This is a genomic window from Mesorhizobium sp. WSM4307, from assembly GCF_007003945.1.
In the GTDB taxonomy this organism is placed as follows: Bacteria; Pseudomonadota; Alphaproteobacteria; order Rhizobiales; family Rhizobiaceae; genus Mesorhizobium.
Window position 1 is genome coordinate 463,359 of the sequence record NZ_VFTB01000006.1, and the last position, 12,476, is coordinate 475,834.

Here is a 12,476-nt window from a genome sequence, read left to right on the forward strand (position 1 = left end):
TCTCCTTAAAAGCAATTCCTGGAAAAGTGTCTTGCGGTTTTCCGTTCGGAATTGCGTAAAACTAATGCGTGTCCAGACCGAATGCTCAGAGGCCGTTCGGCAGAAAATTCTTGATGACCTTCTTGCCATCCGGTTCAGCCAGAACCATCGTGCCGCGGGCATTTCGAATGAACTTGTTGGAACGCTTGATCATGCCGTGACGCTTGCCGGCCGCAGCCGACAGGACTTTACCCGTACCTGTGATCTTGAACCGCTTCTTGGCGGCCGACTTGGTCTTCATCTTGGGCATTTTGCTACTCCGTCTTGTTGGCGCACTATCGCGCTTCTTGTTCGCTCCGGGCCGACCAAAGCCCGAAAAGCAAATGAAACCGCCACGGCATGCCCTGCCGGGCGGTTTTCTTGAACGGCGGTCCTATACGTCAAAGACGGCCTGTACGCAACACCTGAAGCCGTGCGGCGCTCTGTCCCGATCAGGGCAGCGTAAACCACACAGGCAGCACGCCCGACTGCTGCGCGCCGTCGATCAGTTCGAAGGCCGGCAGCGCGATCAGGAACACCAGGCCGTCGAGCAGCGTGGTCAGCAGCAGGCGCGGCTTGAAGCTGCCGGTGTCGCCCTCCTGATAGAGGGAAAGTTTCGGAAAGAAGCGCGGCACCTTCTCCAGATAGGCCTGATAGGGCGCCCCAAGTGCCTCCTTGAGGAATTTCTCTTCGCGCAGGATGACGATGTGGAAAGCCCCCGCGCATAGCAGTGCGAACAGGATAATGCCCGAGAACGAACCAATCTGCGCGCCGACGCCGGCCGCGGCCACGGTCGAGAACACATAAAGCGGGTTGCGGGTGATCGAGTACGGCCCGCCCGTCACCACCTCGGAGGACTTGCGCCCGCCAATATAGAGCGTGGCCCAAAGGCGGCCGACGATGCCGAGGAAAATCAGCAGCACGCCGAACATCTCGACTGTTTCATGCACAGGCGTGTCGGGTGGGAAGGTCGATTGACCGAACAGCAGCGCCAGAAACAGCACCGCCACGAGCACGGCAAGCACCAGCCGACGCATCTGCTGGTAATTGCCCAGCCCGTATTTGAGTTCGTTGTCCAAGGGATATCCGATCGTCGAGGAGCTATTGCATGTCGCCCAAAAGTGGGTTCGGTTTTGGGAGGACGACATGCATAAAAACAAAGCCGGCGATCGCAGCTTTAGCCGAGAAACAGGCGTCCCGCCGATCGCCGGGACGCTCTGCAAGACAATTCAGGCGGATTTGGAGCGCTGGTCGCGCCTGACTTTATCGTGATCTCAGGTGTTGATATTCAGCACACCTTAGCGCGGCGCCAGCACCATCATCATCTGGCGGCCTTCGAGCTTCGGCTCCGCCTCGACCTTGGCGATGGTCGCCACTTCCTCGCGCACCTTGTTCAGAAGCTGCATGCCGAGTTCCATATGCGCCATCTCGCGGCCGCGGAAACGCAGCGTCAGCTTGACCTTGTCGCCTTCCTCGAAGAAGCGGCGCACCGCCTTCATCTTGGTCTCGTAGTCATGGCTGTCGATGTTCGGGCGCATCTTGATCTCCTTGATCTCGATGACCTTCTGATTCTTGCGCGCCTCGGCCGCCTTCTTCTGGTTGGCGTACTTCAACTTGCCGAGATCGAGGATCTTTACGACGGGCGGCACCGCATTGGGCGATATCTCAACGAGATCGAGCCCGGCCTCTTCGGCGAGCAGCAATGCGTCGTTGATGGAAACATCGCCGCGGTTCTGGCCTTCGGCGTCGATAAGCTGGACCCGGGGAACCCGGATGTCACGGTTGGAGCGCGGCCCATCCTTGGTTGGCGCCGCTGCTTTGAAAGGTCTGCGAATGGTCGTGGTCTCCTTGGCCGTTTCGTTCAGGATTTGTCAGTCTTGATGCGTGGACGCGCCAATGTGGTGAGCGCGCGGGCGGAGTCAATAGCACAGCGTTGACAGAAAATCACCCTGATCACCGCCTGCACCAAACAAAGAAGCAGCGCGAGCACTTTTCGCCACGCCATTGGCTGTGCCACAAGAACCCGAGCCAGAAGAGGGGCCTGAGGAAAAAGCCATGACCGTCACGCCCCCAACCTTTCTCCCCCCGACCTTTCTCAACGTCGATGGATCGCGCATAGCGGTGCGCCATACGACAGGCGCCGTGCCCGGCATCGTCTGGCTCGGCGGCTACAAGTCGGACATGCTGGGCACGAAAGCGCAGACGCTGTCTGACTGGGCGGCGAAAGAGGGCCGCGCCTTCCTGCGCCATGACTATTCCGGCCACGGCGAATCCGGCGGCGCCTTTGCCGACGGTACGATTTCGACATGGCTTTCGCAAAGCCTTGTTGTGTTCCGGAAGTTTGCCAAGGGCAATCAGATCCTGGTCGGCTCGTCGATGGGCGCCTGGATCGCGCTGCGCATGGTGCAGGAATTGCGCAAGGCGGGCGACGCAAGCGTCGTCGGCCTGGTGCTGCTGGCGCCGGCGCCGGATTTTACTTCTGATCTGGTCGAACCGGCGCTGACCGAGGCGCAAAAGCGTGACCTCGCCGAGAAGGGTTTCTTCGCCGAGCCCTCCGATTATTCAGCCGAGCCCTACATCTATACACGCGCTTTGATCGAGGACGGGCGCGCCAACCGGGTAATGACCGGTCCGATCGACACGCATTGCCCGGTCCACATTCTGCAGGGACTGGCCGATCCGGACGTACCGTCGAGCCACGCGCTGAAACTGGTCAGCCTGCTGCCGGCCGACGATGTCACGCTGTCGCTCATTCCGGACGGCGATCACCGCCTGTCGCGGCCGCAGGATCTCGACATGCTGGTGCGGGCGGTCGGCGACATGGCCGGGCGGGGCAAGTGACGATGCGCCTTTCCATTCCGATCTCGGCCTTCGTCGCGGCAATCGTCGGCTTCGGCGGCACGCTGGCCATCGTCATCGCCGCCGCCCACGCGGTCGGCGCGTCGCAAATTCAGACGGCAAGCTGGGTGACGGCCATTTGCCTGGCCATGGCGATCGAGAGCCTGTGGCTGTCGTGGCGCACGAAAATGCCTGTCATCACCGCCTGGTCGACACCAGGCCTGGCGCTGATGGCGGCGTCGACCGGCTTTTCAATCGGCGAGGCCGTCGCCGCCTTCATCGCCACGGCCATCCTGCTGATCGCCACCGGCCTGTTCCGGCCCCTGACGCAATTGATCTCCAGGATACCGCCCTCGGTCGCTTCCGGCATGCTGGGCGGCATCGTCGTCACCTTCGCCCTCAATGCGGTCAAGACCGTTCCCGTCGACCCCTGGCTGATCCTGCCGCTGATCGCGGCCTTCTTCTTGATCCGCGTGTTCCACCCGGCGCTGTCGGTGCTATCGGTGCTGGTCGGCGGCGGTCTCGCCGCATTTCTAACCGGCCGTGTCGGCGGCCTGCCGACACCCGAACTGTCGACGCTGACGCTGATCGCGCCTGATTTCACCGCCAAGGCGATGATCGGCCTGGCGCTGCCGCTTTATCTCGTCACCATGGCCTCGCAGAACCTCTCCGGGCTGGCCGTGCTGCGCGCCGCCGGCTACCATCCCGAACCCGGGCCGCTGATCGGCGTCACCGGACTGTTTTCCCTGTTGTCGGCGTCATTCGGTGGCTCGACGACCAATTTGGCGGCGATTTCGGCGGCGATCTGCACCGGGCCGGACGTCCATCCCGACCCCGCCGAGCGCTGGAAGACCGGCCCCTTCTATGCGCTCGCCTATCTCATCTTCGCGATTTTCGGCGCCTCGCTGGTGGCGATATTCGCCGTCCTGCCGCAAAGCCTGATCGTGCTGGTGGCGGGTCTGGCGCTGATGGCCTCGCTCGCCAATGCGCTGGCGATCGCACTGAAGCACGAGGGCGATCGCATGGCCGCCACCGTCACCTTCGTCGTCACCGCTTCGGGGTTGACGCTGTTCGGCGTCGGCGCCGCATTTTGGGGCCTCATCACCGGGCTGGTCGTGCTTTTCCTCGACAGTCTCAAAAAGCGATAATCATTTCAGACCCTTGTCCGGTTTTGGCGGATATTGTCTTGAATCGCTGTTTTTGCCTTCCCATTTCGATTCCACGCAGCCGGTCTTGGCTGTCTCCAACCGAAGGAATGGGAGAAAATGAACACATCTGCATTGATCCGCCCGGCCTGGACGCCGGCAACCATCGCGTTGATGGTGATCGGCTTCATGGTGTTCTGGCCGCTCGGCTTCGCCATGCTCGCCTACATCATCTGGGGCGACCGGCTCGACGGCTTCAAGCGTGACGTCAACCGTGCGACCGACGGCATCTTCGCCGGCTGCCGCCGCGGTTCCGACAAGGCCGCGCGCTGGGGCAATGGCTCCGCCCGCACCGGCAACGTCGCTTTCGACGACTGGCGCGAAAAGGAGCTTGAGCGCCTCGCCGAGGAACGCCGCAAGCTCGATGACATGCTGACCGAGTTCGACGACTATGCCCGCGAACTGCGTCGCGCCAAGGATCAGGACGAGTTCGACCGCTTCATGGCGAAGCGCAACAAGTCGACCGCTCCGGCGAAGACCGATCCGAGCACCGGCACGACCCCCACCAAGCGTGGCAAGGGCTCGAACCTGCTTGACGACTGAGGCCGAGCGCATGGCCCCGAAAACCGGAACCGGTTTTCGGAAAAGGTCATGCGCCAACTTGAAGTGCTACAGCGTCCTCTGCGCGTCCCGGAGGACGCGCGGCGCTGTAGGGCAGGCCCGATCGTGAAAAAACGGCGTCGCGCGAGCGGCGCCGTTTCTTTTTTGTTCTAGTCGTTTTTCTCGAATCGCGTATCGTCCCGCCATGACCATCGGATTCTTCCGCAATCTGACGAAGCCCAAGGCCACGCCTGTCGTGGAGCGCGAATATTGCGTCGCCGGTCGCACGCTGCCGCTCAAGATCGTCGAGAGCGCCCGGGCTCGACGCCTGACGCTGCGCATCGATTCCGGCGGCCAGGGCCTGCGCATCACCGTGCCGCCCGGCCTGCGCCGCGGCGAGGTGGACAGGTTCCTCGACCGCCATCAGGACTGGCTGGAGCAGCGCCTGGCCAAAGTGCCGACGCGCCCGCAAGTGCGGCCGGGCATCAAGATCCCGATCCGGGGCGTGCCGCACCGTATCGTCCATGAACCGTCGAAGCGCGGCACCGTGACGGTATCGCGCGACGAGCGCGGCGCGCTGCTGATCGTTCATGGTGACCGTGTGCACCTGCCGCGCCGCATCGCCGACTTCTTGAAGCGCGAGGCCAAGAAGGAGATCGAGAAGCTGGTGATCAAACACACCGAGGCGCTCGGCAAGCGGGCCAAGGCGATCCGCTACAAGGACACGTCCAGCCGCTGGGGCTCGTGCACCTCGGAGGGCAATCTCTCCTTCTCCTGGCGCATCATGATGGCGCCGCAGCCTGTTATAAACTACCTCGTCGCGCACGAGGTCGCGCATCTCAAGGAGATGAACCACGGCCCGAAATTCTGGAAGCTGTGCGAAAAACTCTGCCCCGACACCGACCGCTGCAAGGACTGGCTGAAGCGCAATGGCGGCGCGCTGCAGGCGATCATGTTTGAATAGGCGCGGATGTTGGCAGTGCGAAGAAGGCCGCCGCCGCTGGTATAGGTGCGGGAGACTGGCGGGGCCACCTCCGATCCGTCATCCTAAGATCTGCGCCCCGCTTCGCGTCGCTCCGCTCTAGCTAGGATGACGGAAATCAGGGGCGCTCTACTCAATCGTCATTGGCTGCATTCAACTCCTCCGGCCGCAGCCCTTCATCGCCATGATGCGGCCAGGGCAGGAAATTCCGGTCGAATTCATCGCCGCCGAAATAATCGAGCGCCCGATGCGCCTCGGCGCCGTTGAAGGCGGCCTTGTCCATCAGATGGGCGATAACTTCGCGCGCCTGCGCGATCTTCTGCTTCAGTTCGGCAACCGTTCTGTCGGCCATGATCGTTCTCCCGCCCTGCATCCTGCCAATTAATCCCGTCCATCAATAGGTAGCGCCTTTGGGCTTGCCGGCAAACGGTATGCTTTTTCTCGACTCTGCCTCGATTTCATGCCAATTCCCGCACCATGGCGCTCGACATCAAAATCTGCGGCTTGAAGACCGACCAGGCAATGGCCGCGGCGCTCGGCGGCGGTGCCAGCCATGTCGGTTTTATCTTCTTCGCGAAGAGCCCGCGTTATGTCGAGCCGGCGGAAGCCGGGCGGCTGCGCGAAGCGGCGCGCGGCAAGGCCTTGGCGGTTGCTGTCACGGTCGACGCCAGCGACGCCTTCCTGGACGCGATCGTCACGGCGATGCAGCCCGACATGTTGCAGCTGCACGGCTCGGAAACCCCCGAACGGGTGGCGGAACTGAAAGCCCGTTCTGGCTTGCCGGTGATGAAGGCGTTGCCGCTCAGCGAGGCAGCCGATCTCGACCGGATCAAGCCGTTCATCGGCATCGCCGACCGCTTCCTGTTCGATGCCAAGCCGCCGAAAGGCTCCGAACTGCCGGGCGGCAATGGCGTCGCCTTCGACTGGCGCATCCTTGCCGGCCTTGACGCCGGCGTCGATTACATGCTTTCCGGTGGGCTCAACGCCGCCAATATCGGCGATGCCCTTCGGCTTGCGAACCCGCCCGGAATAGACATTTCCTCCGGTGTGGAAAGCGCGCCGGGCGTCAAGGATCCGGCGTTGATCGAACAATTTTTCCGGGCCGTCCGGGCAGCACGCGACAACCGCGCCGCCTGAGTGTGGTTCCAACCAGAGCATGTCCCGGAAAAGTGGAATCCGGTTTTCCGATAAGGACATGCTCTAGAACTTGATAGGCAGCATGTCCCGGAAAAGTGGAATCCGGTTTTCCGATAAGGACATGCTCAAAACATAAGATTTAGGAGATCGGCGATGGATCAGCCGGCGACACCCAATTCCTTCCGCACCGGACCCGACGAACAGGGCATGTTCGGCATTTTCGGCGGTCGTTTCGTCGCCGAAACGCTGATGCCGCTGATCCTCGACCTCGAGCGGCACTGGAACGAGGTCAAGAACGATCCGGACTTCAGGGCTGAGCTGACCGATCTTTCGACCCATTATGCCGGACGGCCGTCGAAGTTGTATTTCGCCGAGGGTCTCACGAAGCATCTCGGTGGTGCAAAAGTCTATTTCAAGCGCGAGGACCTGAACCATACCGGCTCGCACAAGATCAACAACTGCCTCGGCCAGATCCTGCTGGCCAAGCGCATGGGCAAGAAGCGCATCATCGCCGAGACCGGCGCCGGCCAGCATGGCGTGGCATCCGCCACCGTCGCTGCGCGCTTCGGCTATCCCTGCGTCGTCTATATGGGCGCCACCGACGTGGCCCGGCAGAGCCCGAATGTGTTCCGCATGAAGCTGCTCGGCGCCGAAGTGCGGCCGGTCACCGCCGGCCACGGCACGCTGAAGGACGCCATGAACGAAGCCCTTCGCGACTGGGTCACCAATGTCGAGGACACCTATTACCTGATCGGCACCGCCGCCGGCCCGCATCCCTATCCGGAACTGGTGCGCGACTTCCAGTCGGTGATCGGCACCGAGGCACGCGCGCAAATCCTCGAACAGGAAGGCCGGCTGCCCGACACCATCATCGCCGCTGTCGGCGGCGGCTCGAACGCCATCGGCCTGTTCCATCCCTTCCTCGACGACAAGGATGTGCGCATCATCGGCATCGAGGCGGGCGGGCGCGGTCTCGACGGCATCGAACACTGCGCCTCGATGAATGCCGGTTCGCCAGGCGTGCTGCACGGCAACCGCACCTATCTCCTGCAGAACGCCGACGGCCAGATCATGGACGGCCATTCGATCTCGGCCGGCCTCGACTATCCCGGCGTCGGCCCGGAGCATTCCTGGCTGCGCGACTCCGGCCGCGTCGAATATGTGCCGATCCTCGACGACGAGGCGCTCGAAGCGTTCAAGCTGACGACGCGCGTCGAAGGCATCATCCCGGCACTGGAATCCGCGCACGCCATCGCCCACGCGGTGAAGATCGTGGCCGCCATGGACAAGGACCAGATCGTCATCGTCAACCTGTCCGGCCGTGGCGACAAGGACGTGCACACGGTGGCCTCGATGCTGGGCATGGAGATCTAGGCCCTTTGGACAGTTTCGATTTGGGAGTTGACTATGAGCAAAATTCGTCCAAAGGGCCAGTCATGACGACCCGCATCGACCGCCGCATGGCAAAACTCAAGACCGAAGGCCGCCCGGCTCTCGTCACCTATTTCATGGGCGGCGACCCCGACTACGACACCTCGCTGTCGATCATGAAGGCGCTGCCCGGCGCCGGCTCCGACATCATCGAACTCGGCATGCCGTTTTCCGATCCGATGGCCGACGGCCCGGCGATCCAGGCGGCGGGCCTGCGGGCGCTGAAAGGCGGCCAGACGCTGGTCAAGACGCTGAAGATGGCGTCCGAGTTCCGCGACGGCGACAATGAAACGCCGATCGTGCTGATGGGCTACTACAACCCGATCTATATCTACGGCGTCGACCGCTTCCTGAAAGACGCTCTGGCCAGCGGCATCGACGGGCTGATCGTCGTCGACCTGCCGCCGGAAATGGACGAGGAGCTTTGCATTCCGGCGCTGAAGGCCGGCATCAACTTCATCCGCCTGGCGACGCCGACCACCGACGACAAGCGCCTGCCCAAGGTGCTGCAGAACACGTCGGGCTTCGTCTACTATGTCTCGATGACCGGCATTACCGGCTCGGCGCTGGCCGACACCGGCAAGGTGGCCGCCGCCGTCAACCGTATCAAGGGCCATACCGATCTGCCGGTCTGCGTCGGCTTCGGCGTCAAGACCGCCGAGCAGGCGCGTGTCATCGGCGCCAATGCCGATGGCGTCGTCGTCGGCACGGCCATCGTCAATGCGGTCGCCAATGTGCTGGGACCGAAGGGCGAAAAGACCGCCGACCCGGCCGAGGCCGTCGCCACGCTGGTCAGCGGCCTGGCGCAAGGCGTGCGTTCGGCCCGCCTTGCTGCCGCCGAATAGTTTTCCTACCTCAGGTCTTGTGCATGTCGTTATCGCCCGGTTCCCCTTTATGGGCGGCATGCACTAACTCTTCTTCGTCAGGACAGGAGCCGAAGCGATGAACTGGATCACCAATTACGTTCGCCCGAAGATCAATTCGATGCTCGGCCGGCGCACCGACATGCCCGAGAATCTCTGGATCAAGGATCCCGAGACCGGCGAAATGGTGTTCCACAAGGATCTGGAATCCAATCAGTTCGTCATCCCGTCTTCCGGCCATCACATGAAGATTTCGGCCAAGGAGCGGCTGAAGTTCTTTTTCGACGACGGCAAATACGAGGCCCTGGACAACCCCAAGGTCATGCAGGATCCGCTGAAATTCCGCGACGAGAAGCGCTATGTCGACCGGCTGAAAGACGCCAAGGCCAAGACAGGCCTGGAAGACGCGATCATCAATGCGCTGGGAACCGTCGAAGGCCTGCCGGTGGTGGTGACCGTGCAGGACTTCGCCTTCATGGGCGGCTCGCTCGGCATGGCCGCGGGTGACGCCATCGTGCACGGTTTCGAGGTTGCCCTGCAGCGCAAGCGGCCGCTGATCCTGTTCGCCGCTTCCGGCGGCGCCCGCATGCAGGAAGGTATCCTGTCCCTGATGCAGCTGCCGCGCACCACGGTCGGCGTCGACCGGCTGAAGGAAGCCGGCCTTCCCTATATCGTCGTGCTGACCAACCCGACCACCGGCGGCGTCACCGCCTCCTACGCCATGCTGGGCGACGTGCACATTGCCGAACCCGGCGCGCTGATCGGCTTTGCCGGGCCGCGCGTCATTGAACAGACCATCCGCGAGAAACTGCCGGACGGCTTCCAGCGCTCCGAATATCTGATGGAGCACGGCATGGTCGACATGGTGGTGTCGCGGCTGGAGATGCGCCAAACGATCGCGCGGCTGCTGAAGATGCTGCTCAAGATGCCGGGCGAGCAAAAGCCGCTGGAGCCGGAAATCCTGCCGCCCGCGGTCGTTGCCGCCGAAACCAGGCCGCAAGCCTGACGCACACTGTGCATGTCGCCCAAAAATGACCTCGGTTTTGGGAAAACGACATGCATAACGCGGCGTTGGCCGCCGCGAACAGCGATTGCGCCATGTCCATGGCGCGCTGTAGCCTTTTGATTGCCATGGCCATTCCGGGATTGATTCTGGTGCTCGGGCCATGCGCCGGGATTCTGCGATGACAACGCTTGCCGCCGACCGCGAAATCGAAGCCCTGATGGCGCTTCATCCGAAAGGTTTCGACCTTTCGCTCGACCGCATCACGCGGCTCCTGGAGCGGCTTGGCAATCCGCAGGATCTGCTGCCGCCGGTCATCCACATCGCCGGCACCAACGGCAAGGGTTCCTGCGCCGCCTTTTCGCGTGCGCTGCTCGAAGCCGCTGGCCACCTTGTCCATGTCCACACGTCGCCGCATCTGGTGAACTGGGCCGAGCGCTACCGGCTGGCCGCCGAAGGCGGCGGCAGGCTGGTCGATGACGATGTCTTCGCCGAAGCCATTGCCCGCGTCGCCAAGGCCAATGACGGTCAGAAAATCACCGTCTTCGAGATACTCACCGCCGTCACCTTCATCCTGTTTTCCGAACATCCGGCCGAAGCCGCCATCATCGAGGTGGGCCTCGGTGGCCGCTTCGACGCCACCAATGTCGTCGCCAGGCCCGCCGTCTCGGTGATCATGCCGGTGTCGATGGACCACGAAGCCTATCTTGGCGACCGTGTCGAACTGATCGCCGCCGAAAAGGCCGGCATCATGAAGCGCGGTTGCCCGGTGGTGATCGGCGCGCAGGAAAGCGAGACGGCGCTGCAGGTGCTGATCGAGACCGCCGAGCGGCTGGAGTGCCCGACCTTCGTCTACGGCCAGGATTTCCTCGCCTTCGAGGAAAACGGCCGCATGGTCTATCAGGACGAGGATGGGTTGATGGATTTGCCGCCGCCGCGTCTGCCCGGGCGCCACCAGTTCGCCAATGCCGCCGCCGCGATCGCCGCGGTCAAGGCGGCCGGCTTCGAGATCAGCCACCGCGCCGCCGAAAAGGCGATGACCCACGTCGCCTGGCCCGGTCGCATGCAGAAACTGATGCAGGGCCGGCTGACGGATCTGGCGCCGAAGGGCGCCGACATCTGGCTCGACGGCGGCCACAATCCGGGCGCCGGCGTGGTCGTCGCCGAGGCGCTGGCCGAGCAGGAGGAAAAGAACCCGCGCCCGCTCTTCATCATTTCGGGCATGATCAACACCAAGGACCAGAGCGGCTATTTCCGCGCCTTCAAGGGTCTCGTCCGGCATGTCTACACCGTGCCGGTGAGCCTGAGCGATGCGGGCGTGCCGAACGACGAACTGGCGGTCCGCGCCACGGAAGCCGGGCTGACGGCGGAGCCGGTGAGTTCCGTCGCCAACGCGCTGATGCTGCTGCGCGACACCTGGGATGGCCCGCCGCCGCGCATCCTGATCGGCGGGTCACTTTATCTGGCCGGCGCGGTGCTGGCCGAGAATGGTACGCCGCCGACGTGAGCGCTTGATGACCGGCGCAGGGAGCCCGTGATGATCAAGGTAAAGCAGCTCGCCCATGTCTGCATTTTCGCCCATGACCTGGAAGCGACGCGCAGTTTCTACCGCGACGTGCTCGGCATGGACACGCGGTTCAATTTCCTGCGTGACGGCGAGATTTTCGGCTTCTACCTCGACTGCGGCGGCCGCAGCCATGTCGAGGTGTTCCAGAAGGATGCCGCCACCTACAGCGAACTCAACCAGATCAACCATTTCTGCCTGGAAGTCGAAGACATCGACGCCGCGATCGCCCATATCAAGTCGAAGGGCATCGACGTGACCGCGAAGAAGCATGCCTGCGACGACACCTTTCAGGCCTGGATCCGCGATCCCAACGGCGTGAAGATCGAGCTGTTCGAGTACACCGACAAAAGCGCGCAGTTCATCGGCGGCGACCGCATCGCCGACTGGTGACCGCGTTCCGGCTTGCACCCGTCCGGGCACGGCCTTGGCGGGTCACTTCAGCTCGATCTCGATAAAGGCATATTCGCCGTCGTTGGCGCTGATGACGTCGTGTTCCACACCCTCCTTGCGGAAATAGGGCGCGCCTTTCTTCATCTCGGCGAAGGTCTCGCCGTCCTTGGTCACCAACTTCAGCTTGCCGTCCATCAGCGGCACCACGACATAGTCGTGGCCATGGCGATGCCAGCCGGTGTTGTCGCCGGGCTGGAAGCGGTATTCGGTGACGATGACGCGCTCATTGTCGATGAAGACGGTGGCCTTGGCGGATCCGGTCATGTCGCTCTCCTGTTTCTGCTGCCAGCAGAAGACATGGCGTGCCCCGATGTGAGGGCCAGAGCGGACTAGCCGATGGCGCCAACAAAAAAGCCCGGCGCGATTGAACTGACCCCCGAAAGTTGGACACAACCTTCGGGGGTTTTGCATGTCCAAACACAGTGCGCGCTTCAAGCGGTCA

16 protein-coding genes are annotated in these 12,476 nt (G+C 62.9%); 11 read left to right on the top strand and 5 right to left on the bottom strand.

Annotation, left to right across the window (positions count from 1 at the left end; all coding sequences use genetic code 11):
• Positions 1-85: 85 nt before the first annotated feature.
• Both rpmI and FJV83_RS17540 read right to left on the bottom strand, forming a co-directional pair.
• Entirely contained in the window at positions 86-289 is a 204-nt protein-coding gene (gene rpmI / locus FJV83_RS17535) for a 50S ribosomal protein L35 (protein ID WP_006201248.1), read from the bottom strand.
• Between the two features lie 181 nt (positions 290-470).
• The gene (locus FJV83_RS17540; protein ID WP_095792089.1) at positions 471-1,097 is read right to left on the bottom strand and encodes an isoprenylcysteine carboxylmethyltransferase family protein; all 627 of its coding nucleotides are present in this window, start codon (positions 1,095-1,097) and stop codon (positions 471-473) included.
• 67 nt (positions 1,098-1,164) lie between these two features.
• Between FJV83_RS17540 and FJV83_RS37555 the strand changes: the two genes are divergently transcribed.
• Complete coding sequence (locus FJV83_RS37555) at positions 1,165-1,290, top strand: hypothetical protein (protein ID WP_262928143.1); 126 nt, start codon at positions 1,165-1,167, stop codon at positions 1,288-1,290.
• Between the two features lie 26 nt (positions 1,291-1,316).
• Here the strand turns inward: FJV83_RS37555 and infC are convergent, their stop codons facing one another.
• On the bottom strand, positions 1,317-1,853 hold the full coding sequence (infC, locus tag FJV83_RS17550; protein WP_010912915.1) for a translation initiation factor IF-3: 537 nt from the start codon (positions 1,851-1,853) through the stop codon (positions 1,317-1,319).
• A gap of 220 nt (positions 1,854-2,073) precedes the next feature.
• On the opposite strand from infC, the gene FJV83_RS17555 reads away from it, so the two are divergent.
• The 4 genes from FJV83_RS17555 to FJV83_RS17570 all read left to right on the top strand — a co-directional run bounded on the left by FJV83_RS17555 (position 2,074) and on the right by FJV83_RS17570 (position 5,565).
• Positions 2,074-2,859: an alpha/beta hydrolase gene (locus FJV83_RS17555; RefSeq protein WP_095789404.1), complete on the top strand. Its 786-nt coding sequence runs from the start codon at positions 2,074-2,076 to the stop codon at positions 2,857-2,859.
• Positions 2,860-2,861: 2 nt separating this feature from the next.
• Positions 2,862-4,004: a benzoate/H(+) symporter BenE family transporter gene (locus FJV83_RS17560; protein ID WP_095789405.1), complete on the top strand. Its 1,143-nt coding sequence runs from the start codon at positions 2,862-2,864 to the stop codon at positions 4,002-4,004.
• A gap of 117 nt (positions 4,005-4,121) precedes the next feature.
• The gene (locus FJV83_RS17565) at positions 4,122-4,604 is read left to right on the top strand and encodes a DUF2852 domain-containing protein (protein ID WP_027047647.1); all 483 of its coding nucleotides are present in this window, start codon (positions 4,122-4,124) and stop codon (positions 4,602-4,604) included.
• A 202-nt stretch (positions 4,605-4,806) separates the two neighbouring features.
• Complete coding sequence (locus FJV83_RS17570; RefSeq protein ID WP_142877085.1) at positions 4,807-5,565, top strand: M48 family metallopeptidase; 759 nt, start codon at positions 4,807-4,809, stop codon at positions 5,563-5,565.
• A 151-nt stretch (positions 5,566-5,716) separates the two neighbouring features.
• Here FJV83_RS17570 and FJV83_RS17575 read toward each other — a convergent pair whose 3' ends face one another.
• Positions 5,717-5,935, bottom strand: a complete 219-nt coding sequence (locus FJV83_RS17575; protein WP_095771527.1) for a hypothetical protein — start codon at positions 5,933-5,935, stop codon at positions 5,717-5,719.
• A 125-nt stretch (positions 5,936-6,060) separates the two neighbouring features.
• Between FJV83_RS17575 and FJV83_RS17580 the strand changes: the two genes are divergently transcribed.
• From FJV83_RS17580 to FJV83_RS17605, 6 genes are all read left to right on the top strand, one after another.
• On the top strand, positions 6,061-6,720 hold the full coding sequence (locus FJV83_RS17580) for a phosphoribosylanthranilate isomerase (RefSeq protein WP_095771528.1): 660 nt from the start codon (positions 6,061-6,063) through the stop codon (positions 6,718-6,720).
• A gap of 153 nt (positions 6,721-6,873) precedes the next feature.
• The gene (gene trpB / locus FJV83_RS17585; RefSeq protein WP_142886744.1) at positions 6,874-8,094 is read left to right on the top strand and encodes a tryptophan synthase subunit beta; all 1,221 of its coding nucleotides are present in this window, start codon (positions 6,874-6,876) and stop codon (positions 8,092-8,094) included.
• Between the two features lie 62 nt (positions 8,095-8,156).
• Complete coding sequence (trpA, locus tag FJV83_RS17590) at positions 8,157-8,996, top strand: tryptophan synthase subunit alpha (protein WP_142886743.1); 840 nt, start codon at positions 8,157-8,159, stop codon at positions 8,994-8,996.
• Positions 8,997-9,093: 97 nt separating this feature from the next.
• Positions 9,094-10,020: an acetyl-CoA carboxylase, carboxyltransferase subunit beta gene (gene accD / locus FJV83_RS17595; protein ID WP_142886742.1), complete on the top strand. Its 927-nt coding sequence runs from the start codon at positions 9,094-9,096 to the stop codon at positions 10,018-10,020.
• 178 nt (positions 10,021-10,198) lie between these two features.
• Entirely contained in the window at positions 10,199-11,524 is a 1,326-nt protein-coding gene (locus FJV83_RS17600) for a folylpolyglutamate synthase/dihydrofolate synthase family protein (protein WP_142886741.1), read from the top strand.
• Positions 11,525-11,554: 30 nt separating this feature from the next.
• A complete protein-coding gene (locus FJV83_RS17605) occupies positions 11,555-11,974 on the top strand; it encodes a VOC family protein (protein WP_142886740.1) in 420 nt (139 codons plus the stop codon).
• 42 nt (positions 11,975-12,016) lie between these two features.
• On the opposite strand, the gene FJV83_RS17610 is transcribed toward FJV83_RS17605, so the two are convergent.
• Positions 12,017-12,298: a cupin domain-containing protein gene (locus FJV83_RS17610; protein ID WP_019862676.1), complete on the bottom strand. Its 282-nt coding sequence runs from the start codon at positions 12,296-12,298 to the stop codon at positions 12,017-12,019.
• Between the last annotated feature and the right edge of the window lie 178 nt (positions 12,299-12,476).

Bases quoted from the DNA above. Each gene is read 5' to 3' on its own strand.
- rpmI (WP_006201248.1), bottom strand. From the start codon at position 289: ATGCCCAAGATGAAGACCAAGTCGGCCGCCAAGAAGCGGTTCAAGATC.
- FJV83_RS37555 (WP_262928143.1), top strand. From the start codon at position 1,165: ATGCATAAAAACAAAGCCGGCGATCGCAGCTTTAGCCGAGAAACAGGC.
- FJV83_RS17555 (WP_095789404.1), top strand. From the start codon at position 2,074: ATGACCGTCACGCCCCCAACCTTTCTCCCCCCGACCTTTCTCAACGTC.
- FJV83_RS17560 (WP_095789405.1), top strand. From the start codon at position 2,862: ATGCGCCTTTCCATTCCGATCTCGGCCTTCGTCGCGGCAATCGTCGGC.
- FJV83_RS17565 (WP_027047647.1), top strand. From the start codon at position 4,122: ATGAACACATCTGCATTGATCCGCCCGGCCTGGACGCCGGCAACCATC.
- FJV83_RS17570 (WP_142877085.1), top strand. From the start codon at position 4,807: ATGACCATCGGATTCTTCCGCAATCTGACGAAGCCCAAGGCCACGCCT.
- FJV83_RS17575 (WP_095771527.1), bottom strand. From the start codon at position 5,935: ATGGCCGACAGAACGGTTGCCGAACTGAAGCAGAAGATCGCGCAGGCG.
- FJV83_RS17580 (WP_095771528.1), top strand. From the start codon at position 6,061: ATGGCGCTCGACATCAAAATCTGCGGCTTGAAGACCGACCAGGCAATG.
- trpB (WP_142886744.1), top strand. From the start codon at position 6,874: ATGGATCAGCCGGCGACACCCAATTCCTTCCGCACCGGACCCGACGAA.
- trpA (WP_142886743.1), top strand. From the start codon at position 8,157: ATGACGACCCGCATCGACCGCCGCATGGCAAAACTCAAGACCGAAGGC.
- accD (WP_142886742.1), top strand. From the start codon at position 9,094: ATGAACTGGATCACCAATTACGTTCGCCCGAAGATCAATTCGATGCTC.
- FJV83_RS17600 (WP_142886741.1), top strand. From the start codon at position 10,199: ATGACAACGCTTGCCGCCGACCGCGAAATCGAAGCCCTGATGGCGCTT.
- FJV83_RS17605 (WP_142886740.1), top strand. From the start codon at position 11,555: ATGATCAAGGTAAAGCAGCTCGCCCATGTCTGCATTTTCGCCCATGAC.
- FJV83_RS17610 (WP_019862676.1), bottom strand. From the start codon at position 12,298: ATGACCGGATCCGCCAAGGCCACCGTCTTCATCGACAATGAGCGCGTC.